Origin of the sequence: Nocardia xishanensis NBRC 101358, from assembly GCF_001613365.1 — a bacterium.
In the GTDB taxonomy this organism is placed as follows: Bacteria; Actinomycetota; Actinomycetes; order Mycobacteriales; family Mycobacteriaceae; genus Nocardia; species Nocardia xishanensis.
In genome coordinates, this window is sequence record NZ_BDCF01000052.1 from 18,546 (window position 1) to 39,299 (window position 20,754).

Below are 20,754 nucleotides of genomic sequence, written 5' to 3' on the forward strand. Positions count from 1 at the left end.
TTCAGCACTGACGAGTCGCCGGCGGGGGGCTACCGTGTGAGTAACTATGCGAGTGGAGGCAACCAGATGAGCGGCCCGTACGGACCGAACGACCCCGGGGAGGGACGCAACGATCCCACCCAGCAGTGGGGCGGACAGCAGGCGCCCGGTGGCGCCGGACCGACCCAGCACTGGGGTGGCCAGCAGACTCCGTCGCAGGCTCAGCCCACCCAGCATTGGGGTGACCAGAACCAGCCCCAGCAGCAGTGGGGCCAGACCCCCGGCCAGCCGCAGCCGCAGTGGGGGCAGCCGCAGCAACCTCAGCAGCCGCAGCAGCAGCAGTGGGGCCAGACTCCGGGCCAGCCGCAGCCGCAGTGGGGGCAGCCGCAGCCGCAGGATTGGGGCCAGCAACAGCAGCCGCAGCAGCAGTGGGGTCAGCAGCCCCAGCAGCAGTGGAGCCAAGGCCAGCAGCAGCCGCAGCAGAGCGGAGGCGGTGGTAAGAAGGGCCTGATCATCGGCCTGGCCGCGCTCGGCGTGCTGGTGATCGGCGCCGTGGTCGCCCTGGTGGTGGTGCTGACCTCCAAGGACAAACTGGACCAGGCCGCCGTTCAGGACGGCGTCAAGAAGGTGCTCACGGATTCCTATGGCATCCAGGACGTCACCGACGTCTCCTGCCCCTCGGGCCAGGAGGTGAAGGTGGACGCCACCTTCGAGTGCACCCTGAAGGTCAGCGGCGAGCAGAAGAAGGTCAACATCAAGATCACCAGGGACGACGGCACTTACGAGGTCGGTCGACCGAACTGAGTGTGATCCGGTCCGGGTAGCCCGTGCTGCGGCGCGGGCGTCCGGAGGGGGTAGGGAACCAGCGAGCCCACGAACGGGTTCGGCGGCGCACCGCGATCGTGGTGTCGGCGTAGTCGTTCGTGGGCTCGTCGCGTTTCACTGACACATCGCCGGGTCGCCACAGAAGGCGCGTGTATGCGTGGGATGTGAAATTGCATCCCATGTAAAGGTGCGGCGAATGTCTTCGCGGGGAGTTCGCGCCTCAGGACCGCGGTGCTGCCAGCGCGGCGGTGAGCCGGGTGATCGGGCTTTCCGCGTTGTAGGCCACCGCCAATTTCCGCAGGCGGTCGGGGTCGGCGGGAGCGGTGGGCAGTGTGTCAGGGCGGGAGAGATCGACCTCGGCGTCGCACACCACGCGCACCACCGGAGCCGCCGCCTTCAGGTAATCCTCTGCCGCGCGCAGTTTTCCGCGAACTCCCGGCGCCAGATCGGAGTCCGGATCGTCCACCGCGGCCACCAGCGCGTCCAGCGAACCGAAGCGGGAAATGAGTGTGGCCGCGGACTTCTCACCGATGCCCGAGACCCCGGGCAAGCCGTCGGAGGCGTCACCGCGCAACGTCGCCAGGTCGGCATAGGCGGGTCCGGCGTTGCGCACCGGCACGCCGTACTTCGCGGAAACCTCCGCGGGACCGAAGAGTTCGGCCTTGGCCAGACCGCGCCCCGCGTACAGCACCCGCACGGTCGGCGCCGGCTCGTCGCGCACTAGTTGCAGCAGGTCGCGATCGCCGCTGACCACGATCACCTCGTCGGTGCGCTCGCGTGTCGCCAGCGTGCCGAGCACGTCGTCGGCCTCCAGGCCCTCCGCGCCGCCGGTCGCGATCCCGGCGGCTTCGAGCACCTCGAGAATCATGTCCACCTGCGGGGTGAGCCGGTCGGGCACTTCCTCCGCGCCCTCCGCCGCGTCGGCCGAGGTGTCGAGGCGGTGCGCCTTGTAGGAGGGCACGAGATCCACCCGGAAGCGCGGCCGCCAATCCAGGTCGAGGCAGACGACCAGCCTGCTCGGCGCGTGCTTGGTGATCAGCGAGGCGACCATGTCGGTGAAGCCGCGCAGCGCGTTCACCGAACGCCCGTCCGGCGCGGTGAGCTTGTCCGGAATCGCGTAGTACGCCCGGAACCACAGGCTGGCCCCGTCGAGCAGCAACAGCGGGCCGGAAGTCGCAGCAGAGGTCACGCGCTGAGGCTACCCGCAGCCTCCGACAGGCCGTATCCAATCCGGCCCGGCGCTCGCCGGTTCCTCGGCGCCACCCGATGGGTCACCCGTCTGGTGGCTCGGTGCTATCCGATGGATCGCCCGCATAGTGACTGCGTGCTCGCCTGGTGGCTCGGGTTCGTTCGATGGTTCACCCGCTTGGCGGGTGGGCTTCGCTCGGTGGCTCGCCCGTCCGGTGGCTCGGCAGCTTGCCCGGTCGCTCGGCGCTGTCCGACGGCTCGCTCGCCTGCGGCTCGGCTTCGCTGGGTGGTTCGCCCGTTTGGTGGCTCGGCGCTTGCCTGGTGGCTCGGCGCTGTCCGACGACTCGCCCGCCTGGTGGCTCGGCGCCACGCGATGGGTCGCCCGCCTGATGACGTCGAGCCCAACCGGTGTTCAGGTTCACCGCCGAGCGTCGACGGGTAACGTCGATGGGTATGAGTGGGCACACGGAGTCCAGGTTCGCGGCGGATGTCTACGGAGACCGGCTCGAGCGGGCGGTGGAGGCGATGCGCGCGGCGCACCTCGACGCCCTGCTCATCACCCCCGGTCCCGACCTGCGCTATCTGATCGGTTCGGCGGCCGAATCCTTCGAGCGGTTGACCTGCCTGGTGATCCCGGCCGACGGCGCGACGCCGTCGGTGATCATTCCCAAACTCGAACTTGCGTCGCTGTCCGCCTCGGCGGCGGGTGAGCTCGGCCTGCAGGTGCTGGACTGGGTGGACGGCGTCGATCCGTACCAGGTGGTGAAGTCGACGCTGCACGTCGGTTCCCGTGTCGCGGTCGCCGACGCCATGCCTGCCTTGCACCTGCTGCCGCTGGCGGCCTCGTTCAGCGGCCTGCCGGTCTCGGCCACGCCCGTGCTGCGCGAGCTGCGCATGCTCAAGGACGCCGCCGAGGTCGACGCGCTGCGCCGGGCGGGTGCGGCCATCGATCGGGTACACGCGCGGATGGGTGAGTTCCTCCAGGCCGGACGCACCGAGGCCGAGGTCGGCGCCGATATCGCGGCGGCGATCGTGGCCGAAGGCCACACCGAGGCGGCGTTCGTGATCGTCGGCAGCGGTCCGCACGGCGCCGACCCGCACCACGGCGTGTCCGATCGGCGCATCGAGAACGGCGACGTGGTGGTGATCGATATCGGCGGGCCCGTCGATCCCGGTTACTACTCCGACTCCACCCGCACCTATGTTCTCGGCGAGCCGAGTCCCGAGATCGCGGCGCGCTACGCCGAGCTCGAACGCGCCCAGGCCGCGGCCGTCGCCGCCGTCCGTCCCGGCGTCACCGCCGCTTCGGTGGACGCGGCCGCCCGGAATCCATTGACCGAGGCCGGTTTCGGCGCGCAGTTCGTGCATCGGACCGGGCACGGCATCGGCCTGTCGGTGCACGAGGAGCCCTACATCGTCGCGGGCAACGACCTGGTGCTGCAGCCGGGCATGGCGTTCAGCGTCGAGCCGGGCATCTACTTCGGCGGTGAGTGGGGCGCCCGCATCGAGGACATCGTCGTGGTCACGCCGGAGGGCTGCGAATCCATGAACGCGCGCCCGCACGGCCTGACCGTGCTGTGACCTCCGAAATGCGAAGTCAGCGCAGCGTGCTCGACGACAGGACGCGGCGCACCTCGATCGCGATCACCACTCGGGTCGGGTTCTCGCGCGGTACCCGGTAGCGGCCCGCGTACCGCTCGACGGCGTCGGCGACACTGTCCGGGTCGTCGAGCACCGTCGCGGGTCCCTCCAGGGTCAGCCACCGGATGCCGTCGACCTGGCTCACCGCCGCGTATCCGGAGCGGCGCACGTTGCGCACCTTCACCGATCCGTCGTTGGTGATGATGCGCGCGATCCCGGCGTCGGCGTCCCAGGTGAACCCCACGGCCACGACGTGCGGCGTCCCATCGGCGCGCAGGGTGGTCAGGGTCGCGAGATGACGCTCGGCGACGAACTCGAGTGCGGCGGGGGAGAGCTGTGCGGTGGTGGTCGGCATCCCTCGACGGTAGCCGGTGGGTGCGACGGTGGCCGCCACGACGTGGGCGTTCGGCCGGTCGTGAGGGGATCGAGGGGTACGCGACCCGGGATGACACACTGAGCGCATGGGAATGCGAGGGATCGCCGGCGGCTCGGTACTGGTACTCGGCGGACGCAGCGAAATGGGCCTGGAGATCGCCCGGCGGCTGGCGCCCGGCCGCACGGTGATCCTCGCGGCGCGGCGCAGCGACGACCTGGCGGGGCCGATCGCGACCGTCGAACAGGCCGGTGCGGCCGTGGTGCATCCGGTCGAGTTCGACGCCGACGACACCGGCAGCCACCCGGCTTTGCTGGAGAAGATCGCCGCCGAGCACGGGCCCATCGGCGTCGCCGTGCTGGCCTTCGGCATCCTCGGTGATCAGGCCCGCGCCGAGCGGGAACCCGAGCACGCCCTCGCGGTGGTGCGCACCGACTACGTGGCCCAGGTCAGCGTGCTCACCACCCTCGCGAATCTGCTTCGCGCGCAAGGGCACGGCCAGCTCGTCGTCTTCAGCTCCGTCGCGGGCGCGCGGGTGCGCCGCGCCAACTACGTCTACGGCTCGGCCAAAGCCGGTCTGGACGGTTTCGCCAGTGGTCTCGCCGACGCATTGCACGGCAGCGGAGTCGACCTGCTGCTGGTGCGCCCCGGTTTCGTGATCGGCAGGATGACCGAGGGCATGGACCCCGCTCCGCTGTCCAGCACGCCGGATCAGGTAGCGGACGCCGTCGTCCGCGGGTTGCGCCGCCGCGCAGGCAAGATTTGGGTGCCGCGTGCCCTCGGCCCTGCCGTCGTCGTCGCGCGCCTGGTTCCGCAATTCCTCTGGCGCCGGATGCCTCGATGACCTGGCGGGGCCCCGCGATCGCGGTGGTCGGTATCGGGGCCGACGGGTGGGACGGTCTCGGCGCCGCGGCGCGCGACGCCGTCGCCACGGCCGAGATCCTCTTCGGGTCGGCGCGTCAGTTGGCACTCGTGCCAACGGATCTCGGCGGGGAGCGCCGCGCGTGGCCGTCGCCGCTGCTGCCCGCGCTGCCCGGATTGTTCGCCGAGTACGGTTCCCGGCGGATCTGCGTGCTCGCCAGCGGCGACCCGATGTTCTACGGCATCGGCGTCACGCTGGCCCGGTTGTTCGGACCCGCCGCGCTGCGCGTGCTACCGCAGCCCTCATCGGCGTCGTTGGCGTGCGCGCGGCTCGGCTGGGCGCTGGCGGACACGCCGGTCGTCAGCGCGGTGGGCCGTCCCGTCGCCGCGGTGCTGCCCGACCTCGTCGACGGGCGGCGGCTGCTGGTGCTCAGCGGCGACGAACACACCCCGGCGGATATCGCGAAACTGCTGCGGGACAACGGATTCAGCGAATCGACTGTTACGGTGCTCGAGCAGCTCGGCGGTCCAGCGGAACGCGTGCGGTCCTGCGCCGCGGCGTCCTGGGAACTCGACCCGGGCGATCCGCTCAACATCGTCGCCATCGACTGCGTCGCCGATGCCGGGCACCTTCGCCGCACTCGCGTGCCCGGTCTGCCCGACGCCGTCTACGGCGGCGACGGACAGCTCACCAAGGCCGAGGTGCGGACGCTGACCCTGTCCGCGCTGGCTCCCGCGCCGGGCGAACTGCTGTGGGACGTCGGCGGCGGCTCGGGCAGCATCGCCATCGAGTGGTGCCGCACGCATCCCGCATGCCGGGCGGTGACTTTCGAGCGGCTGGAGCGGCGCAGGCAGCAGATCGCCGCCAACGCCGCCGCGTTGGGCGTCCCGCAGGTCGAGGTGCGCGGGGAGGTGCTCGCCGAACTGGCCGCCATGCACGAAATGGGGGCGCCCGACGCGATTTTCGTCGGCGGCGGGGTGACTCGGGCTGGCCTGCTCGAGACATGTCTTGCCCATCTGCGCCATGGCGGCAGGCTGGTCGCGAACGCCGTCACGGCGGAATCGGAATCGTTGCTGGTCACGATGGCCGCCGAGTGGGGCGGTGAACTGCGGAAGTTCCAGATCTACCGCGCCGAACCGCTGGGCGGGTTCACCGCGTGGCGTCCCCAGCTGCCGGTCGCCCAGTGGTCGGTCGTCAAATCGGCCTAGGGGTTCACCCTGAAATCGGTGCTGCGAGGGTGAATCACGCGTGTGCCGGCAGGTAGGGTCGGTCGCGACGTCCGCCCGTTGTCGGACAACCGATTCCTGATGGGGAGATAGATGAAATACAAGAAGTTCGCCGCCACCGCTCTGCTGGCCGTCGCCGCCACCGGTGTCACCGCGGGCACCAGCTACGCCGCCCCCGCCGACGCGCCTGCCGCGCAGGAGCAGGCCGCGCTGTCGGCGCAGGGCGTCGACCAGGGCGTCGGCTACACCGCGGCGCTCGCCGACGCGGGCAAGTCCATCATCACCACGGTGACGGGCGGCGCGTTCTCCTTGGACGCGGACGGCAAGGCCGTCACGCTGAAGAACGACGCGGGCGAGGTCGTCACCACGATCCCGCTCGCCGCGCGCGAGGCGAGCAACGGCGCCGCGGTGGAGATCGCCGCCGCGCTCGACGCCAGCGGCCAAACCCTTACGCTGACCCCGAAGGCCGACGTGATCGCCGTGCAGGACATCAGCGCGCAGGAGTGGTTCTTCGCCGAACTGCAGCGCGCCTCGCTCGGCGCTGCCGTCGGCGCCGTGATCGGCGGTCTGATCGGCCTGCTCGGTCTGGTCGTCGGCGTCATCCCCGGCGCCGTGATCGGTGGCGTGATCGGTCTGCTGGTCGCGGGCGGTCCGTCGCTGCTGAACGCGGGCATGGCCTACTTCAGCGGTCAGCCCTGAGAACTCTGATTCTGGGCGGCACCGGCGAAGCGCGGCAGCTGGCCCACATCGCTTCCGGCGAGCGAGGATTCGACATCGTCTCCTCGCTCGCCGGTCGTGTTCGCGACCCGCTGCTGCCGGAGGGCGAGGTCAGGATCGGCGGCTTCGGCGGCGCTGCTGGGCTGCGAGAGTGGCTGGCGGCCAACAGGATCGAGACCGCCGTCGATGCCACCCATCCCTTCGCCGCCACCATCACCGCGAACGCGGCGGCCGCGGCGCGTGACGCGGGCGTGCCGTTGCTTCACCTCCGGCGGCCCGGCTGGTCGGAAGGCCCGGGGGACCGGTGGATTCGCGTCCCCGATTCGGCCGCCGCCGCCCGCGCGCTTCCGGAATTGGGCGAGCGCGTGTTTCTCACCATCGGCAGGCAGGGCGTCGGCGCGTTCGCCGGTCTCGCCGGGCAGTGGTTTCTCATCCGCGCCATCGATCCGCCCGAGACGGAGCTGCCGCCGCGGCACGAAGTGTTCCTGGCCCGAGGGCCTTTCACGGTCGAGGAGGAATCCCGGCTGCTGGCGAGCCGCCGCATCGATGTGCTCGTGACCAAGGACAGCGGCGGCGATCGGACCGAGGCCAAACTGGCCGCGGCCCGCGCGGCGCATCTTCCGGTCGTCGTGATCGATCGGCCGCCGCTGCCCGTGGGAGCCGAGGTCGTCGAAACGGTGGCGGATGCCTGGGAATGGTTGCGTGCCAAGGCATCCGGCGCTCGATGATCAGCGCCCGAGCAGCGCGGGCAGCCGATCGAACCAGGCGAGTACCGCACGCTCGTAACCTATGCCGAACTCCAGGGTGGCCCGCTGGTGTGGCAAGAGGGGATCGCAGTCCTGCTTCAGGTAGCGGTCGAGGCGGCTTTGGTGCACCTCCCGGTTGGCCGCGATGAGCCGGTCGAGGTGCTCGGCATCGAGGTGGTCACCGAAGGACATGGTGAGCAACAGCGGCACCCGGATGGTCTCGGCGCCGGGATCGCGGGTGATCCACTCGAGAAACGCCTCCCGGCCCGCGTCGGTGATCCGGTAGGGCGTGCGCTCGCGCGCGCCGGTCTCACCCTTCACCACCAGTCCCGCCGCATCCATGGCCGCGAGCTCTCGATACACCTGGCTCTGCGTGATCGTCCAGAAGTCGCCGATACGGTCCTGCGCGATCGTCACCAGGTCCCAGCCGGACATCGGCCCCTCGTGCAGGAAACCGAGCAGCGACGCGGCCGTCGAATTCAACGGCTTCCGCCGGATCGTCGTCACCGAACGCTCCCTTCATCGACGTTCCATAGTGGAATGTTAGCGGAACGATCCTCTTGCCGGCCTCAGGGTGTGTCGTTTGCTCTTGCGTGTTGCGTCCGGGCCAGGGATGCGCCCGAGCAGTTCGGTCGCCGCCTGGTTGGTGTGAACCCCGGCGAGTGCTGGTATAGGCATACCAGGTGGGGATCACCCGGATGTCACGCCCGGTGGTACCGCCGCGAGGTGTAGACCCGCGTGCCGTGCGCGGTGTCGACTACGGCGGTGGTGGAGGCGCCGATGATGAGAAGGGTGCGCATGTCCACGTCGGCCGGATCGAGATCGATGAGCGACACCACCCGCACCGACTCGGTGGGTCCGCCGACGTCGCGGCCGAGCACCACCGGGGTGTCGGGCTTGCGATGTTCCAGCAGTAGATCGCGCATCGCGCCGACCTGCCAGGTGCGCTGCGAGGACGCCGGGTTGTAGATCGCGATCGCCATATCGGCCGCGGCGACCGCCGAAAGACGTTGCGCGACAACCTCCCACGGCTTGAGCCGGTCGGAGAGCGAGATCATCGCGTAGTCGTGTCCGAGCGGCGCGCCCACCCGGCTGGCCACGGCATTGGCCGCGGTGAGGCCGGGCAGCACTCGCACCGGCACGTCCCGCCACTGCGGATCGGCGGATTCCTCCAGCACCGCGGCCGCCATCGCGAACACGCCGGGATCGCCCGAGGAGACCACCGCGACCTTGGCGCCGTGCTTGGCCAGATCCAAGGCCATGGCGGCGCGCTCGGATTCGACGCGGTTGTCGCTGGCGTGCCTGCGCTGGCCGGGACGGTGCGGAACGCGATCGATATAGGTGGTGTAGCCGACCAGATCGGTCGCGGCGGCCAGCGCCTCGCGCACCTCGGGCGTCGTCCAGCTTTCCGCGCCGGGGCCGAGGCCGACGACGACCACCTCGCCGGGCGAATTCGCTTCCGCCGGAACGGTTGTCGAGTCGAAGTCCGCTGCTTTCGCCGCCACCGCGGCGATGCGAGGCAGCGGCGTGGTCGGTCGAGGGCCGGGCACCAGCGTGATCGAGAAGTACGGCACGTCGGCGTCGTTCACCTCGGCGGCGGTGCGCACCTGCTCGCGGTCGGTGCTCGCCCGCTCCACGTAGTAGGCGTCGTCGAGCCGCCCGGCGTCCGAGAGAGCCTGCCGCACACCGGGATACGTGCGGCCGAGCTTCATGATGGCGGCGGCGTCGGTGTCGCGCAGACGGCGGGTGAGCTCCTCGGTCGGCATGGTGCCGGGAAGCACGGTCAGCACCTGTTCGCCCTCCACCAGCGGGGTGCCGAGCGCCGCCGACGCCGCGCTCACCGAGGTGATGCCCGGAACGATCTCGGCTTCGAAGCGGTCGGCCAACCTGCGGTGCATGTGCATGTAGGAGCTGTAGAACAGCGGATCCCCGGCCGCGAGCAGGGCGACGGAACGTCCCGCGGAAAGGTGCGCGGCCAGCCGTTCGGCGGCCTGTTCGTAGAACTCGTCGATCGCGCCCTGGTACCCGCCCGGATGATCGGTGGTCTCCGTCGTCACCGGGTAGACGAGGTGCTCCTCGAGCTGGCCCGGCCGCATGTAGGGCGCGGCGATGCCGCGGGAGATGCTGCGACCGTGCCGCGCGGAGTGAAAGGCGATCACGTCGGCGGCCGCGATGACGCGCGCCGCCTTGACCGTCACCAGTTCCGGGTCGCCAGGCCCGAGACCGACGCCCCACAGTTTGCCCGCTGTGCTCATTCCGCTTCGCTCGCAATCGCATTCAGTGCCGACGCGGTGATGGCGCTGCCGCCGCGCCTGCCACGCACCGTCAGGTATTCGACGCCGCCGTAGGCGGCCAGCGCGTCCTTGGACTCGGCGGCGCCGACGAAGCCGACCGGAATGCCGAGGATCGCGGCCGGGCGCGGGGCGCCTGCGTCGAGCATGTCCAGCAAATGGAAGAGCGCGGTCGGCGCGTTGCCGATGGCGACCACCGCGCCCTCCAGCCGGTCGCGCCACAGCTCGAGCGCCGCGGCCGAACGGGTATTACCCAGCGCCGCGGCGAGTTCCGGCACGCGCGGGTCGGCGAGGGTGCAGATCACCTCGTTGTCGGCGGGCAGCCTTTTGCGCGTCACGCCGGAGGCGACCATGGTGGCGTCGCAGAGGATCGGCGCGCCCGCGTGCAGCGCCGCCCGCGCGGCCGCGACGACGCCGGGGGAGAAGGCGATGTCCTCGGTCAGATCCACCTGCCCACAGCCGTGGATCATGCGGACGACCACCCGCGCCACGTCCGCCGGGAACGCGCTCAGGTCCGCTTCCGCGCGGATCGTCGCGAACGATTGCCGATAGATCTCGGCCCCGTCGGTGAGGTAGCTGGTGCGCACGTCGGACATGGGGACACCCTAACGGGGCGTCCGAACGGAGCTCGCCGACAGCCCGCGCACGGCGGTGCGGCCGATCCTCGGCACGCGCCCCGCCGGTCGCGGGTCAGGTGCGCGGGCGTTCGAGGATGCGGGACATGACGATCGCGCTGCGGGTGCGCCCGACGCGCGCGTTCTCCCTGATGCGTTCCACGGTCGACTCGATCTCGGCCATGTCGGTCGCCATCACGTGCACCAGCGCGTCGGCCTCACCCGCGATCGTCCAGACGCCGACGACCTGCGGGATGGGCTCCAGGCTCCGGCGCAGCTCGGCCGGGGTGATGTTGTCGCGGTAGTACACCTCGACATAGGCCTCGGTGGTCCAGCCGAGCGCCGCCGGATTCACCAGCGCCGTGAAGCCGGTGATCTGCCCGCTGGCGACCATGCGGTCCACCCGGCGCTTGACCGCGGGCGCGGAGAGGCCGACCGCGGAGCCGATCTCCTGGAAGGACGCGCGGGCCGAGCGCAGTAGATGGCCCAGTATTCGGCGGTCGGTATCGTCCACGTCACATCACCTTCCGCTCGACGCAACGATCCGCCGTATGTACGGCGATCTGCGCAACGATTCGGCGTTCCTGACGCAATGGTAGGCCGTTTACCTTCGGATCAGCCGAATCCGCGCCTGACCTCGGGAGCCACGATGACCTCAGTAGCTACCCTCCAGACCACCGAGCCCGCCCCCGCACGCCGACCCGTGCCGCGCCGGTTCGTGATGTGTCGCCCCGACCATTTCGACGTCCGGTACTCCATCAACCCATGGATGAATCCGGACGCGCCGGTGAACCGTGCGCTGGCGCTCGCCCAGTGGGACGCCTTGCGCGAGACCTTCGAGCGTCACGGTCACCGGGTGGACGTGGTCCCCGGTGAGCCGGGGCTTCCCGACATGGTGTTCGCGGCCAACAGCGGCCTCGCCGTCGGCGACCGGATCATGTCGGCGCGCTTCACCCATCCCGAACGCGCCGCCGAGGGCCCCGCCTTCCACCGCTGGTTCACCGGACGCGGCGGCGTCGAGGTGGTGGCGGCGGTGGAACTCAACGAGGGCGAGGGCGATTTCGCCTTGATCGGCGGACGCTTCCTGGCGGGCACCGGTTTCCGCAGCTCCGCCGCGGCCCACCGCGAGGTCGAGTTGCACTTCGAAATGCCGGTGATCTCACTGGAATTGGTGGACCCGCGCTTCTACCACCTGGACACCGTGCTGATGGTCCTCGACGACGCCACCATCGCCTACTACCCGCCCGCCTTCGACGAAACCAGCCGCACCCTGCTCACCGGCCTGTTTCCCGATGCCATCGAGGCGACCGACGCCGACGCCGCGGTCCTCGGCTTGAACGGCGTCTCCGACGGCTACCACGTCTTCCTCAGTCCGCAAGCCACCGACCTCGCCGCCGCCCTCCGCGCCCGTGGCTATCTCCCGGTCCCGGTGGACGTGTCGGAGCTGTTGAAGGCGGGCGGCGGGATCAAATGCTGCACTCTGGAGCTGCATTGACCTCGGGCGGCGGAGCGGCCATCGCCTCGGCCGAGGATGCGGGAGCTGGTCTCGGTCGTCACAGGTGGAGTCGGCCGCCACGTATTGCTCGAACGTGGCGGTACGTCGCAGGCGTGGCAACCCCCCGCTGTAGCCGCGCGTGATCAGTCGACGCGATAGCCGTCCGGAGTCGCCACCACGTCGGTGACATCCCCGCGCGTGCGGCCGCAGCGGCGGTCGCAGCCGGACCAGTGCTGGCGGCCCGCGACCGTGACGTCCTCGGCGGGGACGATCTGCTCGCGCGAGGTCTCGGCCGCCGCCGCGGGCAGGACGCGGCCGGATTCGACGGCGGCGGTGACGTCGGCGCGCACGTCCGTGAGCGACTTCGCGCAGCCGGGCTGTCCGGCGCAGGCGCTGACGTGCAGCCAGGGAGACGCGGCGTCGAAGATCAACCCCATCGGGGCCAGCACGCGCACCACCTGTTCGGCGGCCCACTCGTCGAGGTCGGCGATGACCAGGCTGCGCCACGGCGTGACGATCACCGGACGTTCGACGGCCGCGACGAACTCGGCGACCCTCGCGTCGAGCGCGCCGAGCCGCACGCCCGCGCCGAGCGCGACCAGACCGTCGTCCTGGTTCAGCCAGCCGATCGGAATATCCTGAGCGGCAACGATTTCGACGCGCTCCGGGCCGGGAGTCAGGCCGAGCGATTCGACGATGCGGGCCGGGCCGTCGGCGATCTCACGCAGCCGCCACTGTCCCGAGCTCACCTCGAGGAAACCCGCCGCGGCGGCCAGCGCGATATCGACGGCCTCGGCCCCCGTGACGCGGACGCCGGTATCGGTCCCCGCGAGCAGCAGCGCGAACTCGTCGGGACCGACCGCGTGCACGCCGATGTCGCCGCCGAGCGCGCTGACATCGCCGCGCCCGTCGTCGAGCGTGAACAGCACCCGGCCCGGCAGTTCCGCCAACCGGGGCGCCGCGCACAGCCCGGCATCGAGATCGCCGATCAGCCCCCGCACGTCGGCGAGGCCGCCGACCCGTCCGGACAGCGGCGAGGCCACGATATTGCGCACCCGCTCGTGCGTCCGGCTCGGCAGCAGTCCGGCCGCGGTCACGCGCGCCGTCAGCTCCGCGGCGTCGCGCACCCGCCGCAGCTGGAGATTGCCGCGCGAGGTGAGTTCGATCGCGCCGTCGCCGAATTCGCTCGCCGCGGTGGCCAAGGCCAGCACCTGTTCCGGCGTGAGATATCCGCCGGGCACGCGGATGCGGGCGAGCGGTCCGTCGGCGGCCTGATGGAGCCGGAGCACGCCGGGGCAGGAATCGGGGGCGGTTCGGGTCATAGCTCCTTCAGCCTACGTGCGCGATCGGGCCGCGAGACCGCGCGTCGTGCGCTGGTCCACCGAGCGCGGTGACCCCCGTGATCGATAGGGTGGCGCGCATGACCGATTTCTCCGATGTCGCAGACCGTTTTGCGATCATCGATCTCGCCACCCGCATGTTCGTCTACTGCGACCAGAAGCGCTGGGACGATCTGCTCGAAGTGTTCACCCCGAAGGTCGATTTCGACGGCGGTTTCGGCGACCCCGCCGCGTCGCGCCCGGCCGCCGACATCGTCGCCGACTGGCGCGCCGGCCTCGGCGACCTCGACGCGATCCACCATCAGGCGGGCAACTACCTGATCGACCGCGACGGCGACACCGCGGCCGTGCACGCGGACTCCATCGCCGTGCACGTCAAGAACGACGCCGCCAACGGCAAGACCCGTACCTTCGTCGGCAGCTACGACCTCGGCGTCGAGCGCACGCCCTCGGGCTGGCGCGTCAGCAAGTTCCACTACCTGCTGAAGGTCGTCGACGGCAACGCCGACCTGTCCTGAACCGGGGGTGCGGCGGCCCGCACCGGGCCGGGTAGCATCGGCGTGCTCGGCGGGCGACGAGGAAACCGGTGCAATTCCGGTGCGGTCGCGCCACTGTGAACAGCCAGACCCTCTCCGGCGAGCACCACACCCGATGGGCGCGTCACCCGAGGAAGGTCACCTGTGATCCTGCTGCTGTCCACGTCCGACACCGATCTGCTCAGCGCGCGCGCCAGCGGCGCGGACTACCGGCTCGGCAATCCCGCCCGCCTGCTGGTCGACGACCTGCCCGGGCTGCTGGACGGGGCGGATCTCGTTGTCGTCCGCATCCTCGGCGGCAAGCGGGCCTGGGAGGACGGGCTCGCCGCGCTACGCGACAGCGGGGTTCCGATCGTGGCCCTCGGCGGCGAGATCGCGCCGGACGCCGAGCTGATGGAATGCTCGACGGTGCCCGGCGGCGTCGCCGCCGACGCGCACAACTACCTGGCCGCGGGCGGTCAGGAGAACCTGCGGCAGCTGCACAATTTCCTGTCCGACACGGTCTTGCTCACCGGTCACGGCTTCGCGCCGCCGGTGCAGCTGCCCAGCTGGGGCGAGCTGGAGCGCGGGGCAAGGCACCCGGCGCCGGTGGCGGGTGTGCCGACCGTCGCGGTGATCTACTACCGCGCCCAGCATCTGGCGGGCAACACCGGCTACGTCGACGCCCTGTGCACCGCGATCGAGGACGCGGGCGCGCGGCCGCTGCCGCTGTACTGCGCATCGCTGCGCACCGCGGAACCCGAACTGCTGGCCACGCTGCGTCAGGCCGACGCGCTGGTGGTCACCGTGCTCGCCGCGGGCGGCACCAAACCGGCGACCGCGTCGGCGGGCGGCGACGACGAGGCGTGGGACGTCGGCGCGCTCGCCGACCTGGACGTGCCGATTCTGCAGGGCCTGTGCCTGACCAGCGGCCGCGCCCAGTGGGAGGACAACGACGACGGCCTCTCGCCGCTCGACGTCGCGACCCAGGTGGCCGTGCCGGAATTCGACGGCCGCATCATCACGGTGCCGTTCTCGTTCAAGGAGTTCGACGCCGACGGCCTGTCCACCTACGTCCCCGATCCGGAGCGGGCCGCGCGGGTCGCGGGCATCGCGACGCGCTATGCGCGGCTGCGCCACATTCCGCCCGCCGAGAAGCGGCTGGCCGTCGTGCTCTCCGCCTATCCCACCAAGCACGCCCGCATCGGCAACGCCGTCGGCCTCGACACGCCCGCGAGCGCCATCCGGCTGCTCACCGAATTGCGTTCCGCCGGTTACGATCTCGGTGAACCGGGTGAGGTTCCCGGCCTGGAAGAACGTGACGGCGACGTCCTCGTCCACGCGCTCATCGCGGCGGGCGGCCAGGACCCGGACTGGCTCACCGCCGAACAGCTGGAGGGCAACCCGATTCGTATCGGGGCCGCCACCTACACCGCGTGGTTCGACACCCTGCCCGAGGACCTGCGCGAGGCCGTCGTCGAGGCGTGGGGCCCGCCGCCCGGCGAGCTGTACGTCGACCGTTCGGCCGACCCGAAGGGCGAAATCGTCATCGCCGCATTGCGTTTCGGCAAGGTGGTGCTGATCGTGCAGCCGCCGCGCGGCTTCGGCGAGAACCCTGTCGCGATCTATCACGATCCCGACCTGCCGCCCAGCCACCACTACCTGGCCGCCTACCGCTGGTTGGCGGCGCCCGAGGCGGCGGGCGGTTTCGGCGCGGACGCGATGGTGCATCTCGGCAAGCACGGCAACCTGGAGTGGCTGCCGGGCAAGACGCTCGGCATGTCGGCCTCCTGCGGCACCGACGCGGCGCTCGGCGATCTGCCGCTGATCTATCCGTTCCTGGTCAACGACCCCGGCGAGGGCACCCAGGCCAAGCGCCGTGCGCACGCGACCCTGGTCGACCACCTCATCCCGCCCATGGCGCGCGCCGAAAGCTACGGCGACATCTCGCGATTGGAGCAACTGCTCGACGAGCACGCCAACATCTCCGCGCTCGATCCGGCCAAGCTGCCCGCCATCCGGCAGCAGATCTGGACGCTGATGCGCGCGGCCAAGATGGACCACGACCTCGGGCTCACCGAACGCCCGGACGAGGAGTCCTTCGACGACATGCTGCTGCACGTCGACGGCTGGCTGTGCGAGATCAAGGACGTGCAGATCCGCGACGGACTGCACGTTCTCGGCCAGGCGCCCGCCGGCGACGGCGAACTCGACCTGGTGCTCGCCATGTTGCGCGCCCGGCAGCTGTGGGGCGGCGAGGTGTCGGTGCCCGGTCTGCGAGAGGCGTTGGGGCTGAACGAATCCGGCGGTGAGGGCCGCGAGCGGGTCGACCTGATCGAGGGCAGGGCGCGCGAGTTGCTCGGCCGGTTGCAGGCCGTCGACTGGTCGGTCGACGCGATCGACGGACTGGTCGCGGAATTCGCACAGGACCTGGTGCCCTCGGGTGCGGCGGCCGTCGGCGGCGCGGAGCCCGGTACGGCCAGCGCGGTGCGGTCCGTGCTGCGGTTCGCCGCCACCGAAGTGGTGCCGCGTCTGCGGCAGACCGGCGTCGAGATCGAGCGGGTGCTGCACGCCTTGAACGGCGGGTTCGTTCCCGCTGGCCCGAGCGGCTCGCCGCTGCGCGGCTTGATCAACGTGCTGCCCACCGGCCGCAATTTCTACTCGGTGGATCCGAAGGCGGTGCCGTCGCGGCTGGCCTGGGAGACCGGTCAGGCCATGGCCGACTCGCTGGTCGAACGCTATCGGGCCGACCACGGCGAATACCCTCGCTCGGTGGGTCTTTCGGTGTGGGGCACCTCGGCCATGCGCACCTCCGGCGACGACATCGCCGAGGTGCTCGCGCTGCTCGGCGTGCGCCCGGTGTGGGACGAGGCCAGTCGTCGCGTCACCACACTCGAGGTGATCCCGCTGTCCGAACTCGGCAGGCCGCGCATCGACGTGACCGTGCGCATCAGCGGATTCTTCCGCGACGCCTTCCCGCACGTGCTCGCCCTGCTCGACGACGCGGTCCGGCTGGTGGCCGATCTCGACGAGCCAGCGGAATCGAATTACGTTCGCGCGCACGCCCAGTCGGACCTCGCCGAGCACGGCGACGCCCGCCGCGCCACCACCCGCATCTTCGGCTCCAAGCCCGGCACCTACGGCGCCGGCCTGCTTCAGCTGATCGATTCCAAGAGCTGGCGCACCGACGACGATCTCGCGCAGGTCTACACCGCGTGGGGCGGTTACGCCTACGGCCGCGATCTCGACGGAGCTCCCGCCGCCGACGACATGCGCTCGGCCTATCGGCGAATCACGGTGGCAGCCAAGAACACCGACACTCGCGAGCACGACATCGCCGACTCCGACGACTACTTCCAGTACCACGGTGGCATGGTCGCCACCGTGCGCGCGCTCACCGGCAAGAATCCGGAGGCCTACATCGGCGACAGCACCCGGCCCGATGCCGTGCGCACCAGGACGCTGTCCGAGGAGACCTCGCGCGTGTTCCGCGCGCGCGTGGTCAACCCGCGCTGGCTGGAGGCGATGCGCAGGCACGGTTACAAGGGCGCGTTCGAGATGGCGGCCACCGTCGACTACCTGTTCGGCTACGACGCCACGACCGACGTCGTCGCCGACTGGATGTACGAAAAGCTCACCGAGAGCTACGTTTTCGACGACGTGAACCGCAAGTTCATGGAGCAGTCCAACCCGTGGGCGCTGCACGGCATCACCGAACGGCTGCTCGAGGCGGCCGAGCGCGGCATGTGGGCCGCGCCCGAGCAGGAGACGCTGGACCGGTTGCGCCAGGTGTACCTGGAGACCGAAGGCGAGCTCGAGTAGCCAGTCCCCGCGCGGGCGGGTCCCGGTTATGATCGGGTCCGCCCGCCGCCCATTCCGCGGTATTCCGTCGCAAAACGACGCCTCGGTTTTTATTGTGCCGCATGTCGTTTCGTTGCTGTTATCGGTGAGCGAGGGCGCGCAAATACCATCGACCCGAATTGGCAACCCCCCAATTCCATGGCCGATTCGCTGATCTTGCAACACAATTCGGTCTCGTCATTCTATCGACATCGAGAGCGCCAATGGCGCATCATTATCCATGTCCTGGAAGCCGATTCTCGGGGCACACAATATTCGGATCGGCCGATGATGGAGACCAATCATGATCAAAAAGTTGATAGCGGCCGCGGTGCTGACTGTCGCCGCGACCACCGGCATCGCCACCGCGACCGCCAACGGCTCGCCCGGCGGTGTGGTGGCGGGGGTGGACCGGGGGGTCGAATACAGCGCCTCGGTGGCGCCGGATCGCTCCGGCGCGACGCTCACGCTCGCGTCCGGGACCTTCGAGATCGCGCCGGACGCGGTGCTGGTGCACGCGCCCGACGGCACGGTGATCGGCAGTCTGCCGACCACTCTGCACACCGTCGCGGGGCAGCAGGTGCAAGTGGCCCCGGTAATCGACGAGAGCGCGACGGAATTGACACTCACACCGGTGAGCGGACCCGTCCAGCCCGAACTGGCATTCATCGGCGATGCGGGAACGACGATCGGCGGTATCGCGATCGGCTGTGTGATCGGCGCTTTGATCGGCGCGATCTTCCTCATCCTGCCCGCCATTCCCGGCTGCATCATCGGCGCCGTGATCGGCGGGATCATCGGCGCGAACGCCTGAGCCGAGCAATAGCGGGGTGAACGACCCCGCGACCACCCGCGGCCCGTTCCGGATGAATTCCGGAACGGGCCGCTCCCGCGCCCGCGCAATTTCCGGACACCCGATATTTCATTCCTCTGTAATCGCTCCTCGTGGTCCTTCCGCACGCTTCGCAGGCGATGCGACGTCTGCGAAGCGTATGAAGTCGCTGCGGGAGCCCGGCCGAGGAGCGGAGCCGGGTGGGGGTGTCTGCCCCGGGTTCGCGGGGAGTGTGCGGCGGGGCGTCGATGGCGGCGATGACCGGCGGAAATACGTCGAAAATTCGGGGTGTCCAGCTATTGACTAGCCGGAAAAACCGAGGACTATAGGTTGTACACCGGAAACACCGAAGAAGAGTCGTACAAACGGCGGAGACGTCCAAAGAATGTAGTGACAAATCTTCAAGATCCGGCTAGGCCCCCGGCAAGCCAGTCGAAGACCGGAGAGTCGTTCAGCGACGACTGACGCTCACGGAATCGATGGAGACTACCGGGGACTGTTCTGTTCGGGGGTTGTTCGCCCCCGGCTCCTCAACCGGCCTTCGGTACGAGCGTGTTGTGCCGCGCCGCCGTCCACCACCGGCCGTTCTCCTTGACCAGGACGTACAGCGCGACCATCGCCGGGTCCTCGTCGATCGACTCGCCCTCCGTCGTGATGGCCCGCGCCGCCTTGTGCGCGACCGCGACGTCCGGGCGCAGGAAGACGATGTCGGTCACCTCGTACCGCGCGTACTCGTCCTTCAAGAAACCCGCCAGTCCCGTGCGGGCCGCCTCCAGCAGCGCCTCCCGCCCGGTGATCACCATGCCCACCGCGTTGCCCGCCGCCGCGTTGGCCGTGAAGCCGCTGACCATCAGCTCCGCGTCCTTGTTGTTGAAGCCCTCCTCGACATCGGCCACCAACCGCTTGATCGCGGCGATGTCCTCGGTGTGATCCACGGTCGTGTCCTCGACCACCGGCGATTCGTATGTCGTTGCGTCCATGGCCGTCAGCTTGGTACCTGAACAAAGGTTCAGGTCAAATCGGCGGACGGGTCTGCCGCGCCGGGGCGCTAGCGCCCGGTGTTTCCGCGGTCGCGTAGGCGCGGACGAATGTGTCCGCTCGCGCAGCAGACGGTGAGCCGATCGGTCAGCGCGGCAGGGAGATCCGCCCCTGGGTCGCGCCGTTCCGGACGTGACGAATGCGCGGTCGAGCGGCTCGAGCCGGTCGACGTTCCCCGGTGAGCTCTCGATCGGACGCGCCGGTTCGATGTGGTGGACTGGAGCGGTGCGGGAGGACCACGAACAGGTGGACGTGCAGGCACGGGTGCGGGAGCGGCTGCGCCCGGTGGCCGAGGCGCTCGGGCGCCGGGGATTGGTGCTGCTGTGCGGCTTCCCCGCGTCCGGGAAGTCCACGGCCGCGACGTACCTGAGCGACCTGTGCGGCGCGGTGGTGCTGGACAAGGATCGTTTCGTGCCGCTGCTCGAGGAGACGGTCCTCGAGGCGTTGACCGGCGACCGTGACGACCGCGATTCCGAGACCTATCGGACGCTGATCTCGCCCGGCCTGTACGAGGGACTCATCCGGACCGGATTGACCGTCGCCGCCGCGGCGCCGGTGGTGCTCGACGCGCCGTTCCTCTCGACGATTCGCAACGCGCATGCCGCGGGACGCACGCTGAGCGACTATGTGCGCGGCTATCCGGAGGCCGCGCCGTCGATACCGATCGTGACGGTGTGGCTGGACACGCCCGCGGAGGGGATCAAAGCGCGAATGATCGCGCGAGGCGCCGACCGCGACGCGTCCAAGCTGGCCGAATGGGAGGCATACCGGTCCTCGGTGCTCGAGTCGGGGACCCGCGAAAAGGCTTACGCCGCTTGCGATGTCGTGGTTCCCAGCTGACGCCGTGGTGTGCCGCCCTGCGACTCAGGCGGATGCGGCCAGCCCGGCAGAGCGCCACGTGTCGGCGAGTTCCTGGAGCGGAATGTCGAGTGCTTGGCTCAGCGCGACAACGGTGCCGAACGCGGGCGACGGGAGCCGGCCCGTCTCGATCTTGCGCAGCGTCTCCGGCGAAATCCCGGCGGCGGTGGCCACGTCGGTGAGGTCGCGCGCGCCGCGCGCCGCGCGCAGGCGAGCGCCCAAGCGGCGGCCCGCCTCGATCTGGGCGGGCGTCAACGGCAAACGAACCATGCGCCCCAGGGTAGATGCGGTATTTAAATACCGCAATATCCAGCGCGGCCGGACCGCCGACGCGCCTCGGTCACGACGGCTGCGTCAGAACGAGCAGCGCCACC

20 protein-coding genes are annotated in these 20,754 nt (G+C 70.2%); 11 read left to right on the top strand and 9 right to left on the bottom strand.

All coding sequences use genetic code 11. The features are described from left to right. Positions 1-66: 66 nt before the first annotated feature. A complete protein-coding gene (locus tag NX1_RS29065; RefSeq protein ID WP_068066362.1) occupies positions 67-783 on the top strand; it encodes a DUF4333 domain-containing protein in 717 nt (238 codons plus the stop codon). A 241-nt stretch (positions 784-1,024) separates the two neighbouring features. Here the strand turns inward: NX1_RS29065 and NX1_RS29070 are convergent, their stop codons facing one another. Further along, positions 1,025-1,993 carry a 5'-3' exonuclease gene (locus tag NX1_RS29070; RefSeq protein ID WP_068066262.1) on the bottom strand — a complete coding sequence of 323 codons (969 nt, stop codon included), beginning with the start codon at positions 1,991-1,993 and terminating at the stop codon, positions 1,025-1,027. A gap of 452 nt (positions 1,994-2,445) precedes the next feature. Here NX1_RS29070 and NX1_RS29075 point away from each other — a divergent pair, with 452 nt between their 5' ends. Then, positions 2,446-3,573 (top strand): M24 family metallopeptidase, encoded by a 1,128-nt coding sequence (locus tag NX1_RS29075; RefSeq protein ID WP_373864926.1) that lies wholly within the window; start codon positions 2,446-2,448, stop codon positions 3,571-3,573. Positions 3,574-3,589: 16 nt separating this feature from the next. On the opposite strand, the gene NX1_RS29080 is transcribed toward NX1_RS29075, so the two are convergent. Further along, the gene (locus tag NX1_RS29080) at positions 3,590-3,988 is read right to left on the bottom strand and encodes a PPOX class F420-dependent oxidoreductase (RefSeq protein ID WP_068066365.1); all 399 of its coding nucleotides are present in this window, start codon (positions 3,986-3,988) and stop codon (positions 3,590-3,592) included. A gap of 106 nt (positions 3,989-4,094) precedes the next feature. Here NX1_RS29080 and dprE2 point away from each other — a divergent pair, with 106 nt between their 5' ends. The 4 genes from dprE2 to NX1_RS29100 all read left to right on the top strand — a co-directional run bounded on the left by dprE2 (position 4,095) and on the right by NX1_RS29100 (position 7,539). Beyond that, on the top strand, positions 4,095-4,850 hold the full coding sequence (gene dprE2, locus NX1_RS29085) for a decaprenylphospho-beta-D-erythro-pentofuranosid-2-ulose 2-reductase (protein WP_157120172.1): 756 nt from the start codon (positions 4,095-4,097) through the stop codon (positions 4,848-4,850). Further along, on the top strand, positions 4,847-6,076 hold the full coding sequence (locus NX1_RS29090) for a bifunctional cobalt-precorrin-7 (C(5))-methyltransferase/cobalt-precorrin-6B (C(15))-methyltransferase (RefSeq protein WP_068066268.1): 1,230 nt from the start codon (positions 4,847-4,849) through the stop codon (positions 6,074-6,076). Before dprE2 ends, NX1_RS29090 begins: the two co-directional genes overlap by 4 nt. Positions 6,077-6,187: 111 nt before the next feature. Beyond that, positions 6,188-6,793, top strand: a complete 606-nt coding sequence (locus tag NX1_RS29095; protein WP_068066271.1) for a DUF8020 domain-containing protein — start codon at positions 6,188-6,190, stop codon at positions 6,791-6,793. Beyond that, the gene (locus NX1_RS29100; protein ID WP_068066372.1) at positions 6,790-7,539 is read left to right on the top strand and encodes a cobalt-precorrin-6A reductase; all 750 of its coding nucleotides are present in this window, start codon (positions 6,790-6,792) and stop codon (positions 7,537-7,539) included. Before NX1_RS29095 ends, NX1_RS29100 begins: the two co-directional genes overlap by 4 nt. On the opposite strand, the gene NX1_RS29105 is transcribed toward NX1_RS29100, so the two are convergent. From NX1_RS29105 to NX1_RS29120, 4 genes are all read right to left on the bottom strand, one after another. Beyond that, a complete protein-coding gene (locus NX1_RS29105; RefSeq protein ID WP_068066274.1) occupies positions 7,540-8,064 on the bottom strand; it encodes a PadR family transcriptional regulator in 525 nt (174 codons plus the stop codon). Positions 8,065-8,258: 194 nt separating this feature from the next. Continuing rightward, positions 8,259-9,812 (bottom strand): precorrin-3B C(17)-methyltransferase, encoded by a 1,554-nt coding sequence (gene cobJ / locus NX1_RS29110; RefSeq protein ID WP_068066277.1) that lies wholly within the window; start codon positions 9,810-9,812, stop codon positions 8,259-8,261. Continuing rightward, positions 9,809-10,444 carry a precorrin-8X methylmutase gene (locus NX1_RS29115; protein ID WP_068066280.1) on the bottom strand — a complete coding sequence of 212 codons (636 nt, stop codon included), beginning with the start codon at positions 10,442-10,444 and terminating at the stop codon, positions 9,809-9,811. Before NX1_RS29115 ends, cobJ begins: the two co-directional genes overlap by 4 nt. Positions 10,445-10,538: 94 nt before the next feature. After that, a complete protein-coding gene (locus tag NX1_RS29120) occupies positions 10,539-10,976 on the bottom strand; it encodes an Lrp/AsnC family transcriptional regulator (RefSeq protein WP_068066283.1) in 438 nt (145 codons plus the stop codon). A gap of 135 nt (positions 10,977-11,111) precedes the next feature. Between NX1_RS29120 and ddaH the strand changes: the two genes are divergently transcribed. Further along, positions 11,112-11,957, top strand: a complete 846-nt coding sequence (gene ddaH, locus NX1_RS29125; RefSeq protein ID WP_218024196.1) for a dimethylargininase — start codon at positions 11,112-11,114, stop codon at positions 11,955-11,957. 143 nt (positions 11,958-12,100) lie between these two features. On the opposite strand, the gene cobG is transcribed toward ddaH, so the two are convergent. Beyond that, a complete protein-coding gene (gene cobG, locus NX1_RS29130) occupies positions 12,101-13,279 on the bottom strand; it encodes a precorrin-3B synthase (protein WP_068066285.1) in 1,179 nt (392 codons plus the stop codon). 98 nt (positions 13,280-13,377) lie between these two features. Here cobG and NX1_RS29135 point away from each other — a divergent pair, with 98 nt between their 5' ends. The 3 genes from NX1_RS29135 (at position 13,378) to NX1_RS29145 (ending at position 18,466) form a co-directional block, all read left to right on the top strand. Further along, on the top strand, positions 13,378-13,815 hold the full coding sequence (locus NX1_RS29135; protein ID WP_068066288.1) for a nuclear transport factor 2 family protein: 438 nt from the start codon (positions 13,378-13,380) through the stop codon (positions 13,813-13,815). A gap of 162 nt (positions 13,816-13,977) precedes the next feature. Next, entirely contained in the window at positions 13,978-17,634 is a 3,657-nt protein-coding gene (gene cobN, locus NX1_RS29140) for a cobaltochelatase subunit CobN (RefSeq protein ID WP_068066291.1), read from the top strand. A gap of 322 nt (positions 17,635-17,956) precedes the next feature. Continuing rightward, positions 17,957-18,466 (top strand): DUF8020 domain-containing protein, encoded by a 510-nt coding sequence (locus NX1_RS29145; protein ID WP_068066294.1) that lies wholly within the window; start codon positions 17,957-17,959, stop codon positions 18,464-18,466. Positions 18,467-19,014: 548 nt separating this feature from the next. On the opposite strand, the gene NX1_RS29150 is transcribed toward NX1_RS29145, so the two are convergent. After that, positions 19,015-19,464: an SgcJ/EcaC family oxidoreductase gene (locus tag NX1_RS29150; protein ID WP_068066297.1), complete on the bottom strand. Its 450-nt coding sequence runs from the start codon at positions 19,462-19,464 to the stop codon at positions 19,015-19,017. A gap of 283 nt (positions 19,465-19,747) precedes the next feature. Here NX1_RS29150 and NX1_RS29155 point away from each other — a divergent pair, with 283 nt between their 5' ends. Beyond that, complete coding sequence (locus tag NX1_RS29155) at positions 19,748-20,362, top strand: ATP-binding protein (protein ID WP_068066301.1); 615 nt, start codon at positions 19,748-19,750, stop codon at positions 20,360-20,362. 24 nt (positions 20,363-20,386) lie between these two features. On the opposite strand, the gene NX1_RS29160 is transcribed toward NX1_RS29155, so the two are convergent. Further along, positions 20,387-20,650, bottom strand: a complete 264-nt coding sequence (locus NX1_RS29160; RefSeq protein WP_068066304.1) for a helix-turn-helix domain-containing protein — start codon at positions 20,648-20,650, stop codon at positions 20,387-20,389. Between the last annotated feature and the right edge of the window lie 104 nt (positions 20,651-20,754).

Excerpts from the sequence above, each read along its gene's own strand:
- cobJ (WP_068066277.1), bottom strand. The coding sequence starts at position 9,812 with ATGAGCACAGCGGGCAAACTGTGGGGCGTCGGTCTCGGGCCTGGCGAC.
- cobG (WP_068066285.1), bottom strand. The coding sequence starts at position 13,279 with ATGACCCGAACCGCCCCCGATTCCTGCCCCGGCGTGCTCCGGCTCCAT.
- NX1_RS29135 (WP_068066288.1), top strand. The coding sequence starts at position 13,378 with ATGACCGATTTCTCCGATGTCGCAGACCGTTTTGCGATCATCGATCTC.
- ddaH (WP_218024196.1), top strand. The coding sequence starts at position 11,112 with ATGACCTCAGTAGCTACCCTCCAGACCACCGAGCCCGCCCCCGCACGC.
- NX1_RS29065 (WP_068066362.1), top strand. The coding sequence starts at position 67 with ATGAGCGGCCCGTACGGACCGAACGACCCCGGGGAGGGACGCAACGAT.
- NX1_RS29080 (WP_068066365.1), bottom strand. The coding sequence starts at position 3,988 with ATGCCGACCACCACCGCACAGCTCTCCCCCGCCGCACTCGAGTTCGTC.
- NX1_RS29150 (WP_068066297.1), bottom strand. The coding sequence starts at position 19,464 with ATGGACGCAACGACATACGAATCGCCGGTGGTCGAGGACACGACCGTG.
- NX1_RS29145 (WP_068066294.1), top strand. The coding sequence starts at position 17,957 with ATGATCAAAAAGTTGATAGCGGCCGCGGTGCTGACTGTCGCCGCGACC.
- NX1_RS29090 (WP_068066268.1), top strand. The coding sequence starts at position 4,847 with ATGACCTGGCGGGGCCCCGCGATCGCGGTGGTCGGTATCGGGGCCGAC.
- NX1_RS29160 (WP_068066304.1), bottom strand. The coding sequence starts at position 20,650 with ATGGTTCGTTTGCCGTTGACGCCCGCCCAGATCGAGGCGGGCCGCCGC.
- NX1_RS29095 (WP_068066271.1), top strand. The coding sequence starts at position 6,188 with ATGAAATACAAGAAGTTCGCCGCCACCGCTCTGCTGGCCGTCGCCGCC.
- NX1_RS29075 (WP_373864926.1), top strand. The coding sequence starts at position 2,446 with ATGAGTGGGCACACGGAGTCCAGGTTCGCGGCGGATGTCTACGGAGAC.
- NX1_RS29115 (WP_068066280.1), bottom strand. The coding sequence starts at position 10,444 with ATGTCCGACGTGCGCACCAGCTACCTCACCGACGGGGCCGAGATCTAT.
- dprE2 (WP_157120172.1), top strand. The coding sequence starts at position 4,095 with ATGGGAATGCGAGGGATCGCCGGCGGCTCGGTACTGGTACTCGGCGGA.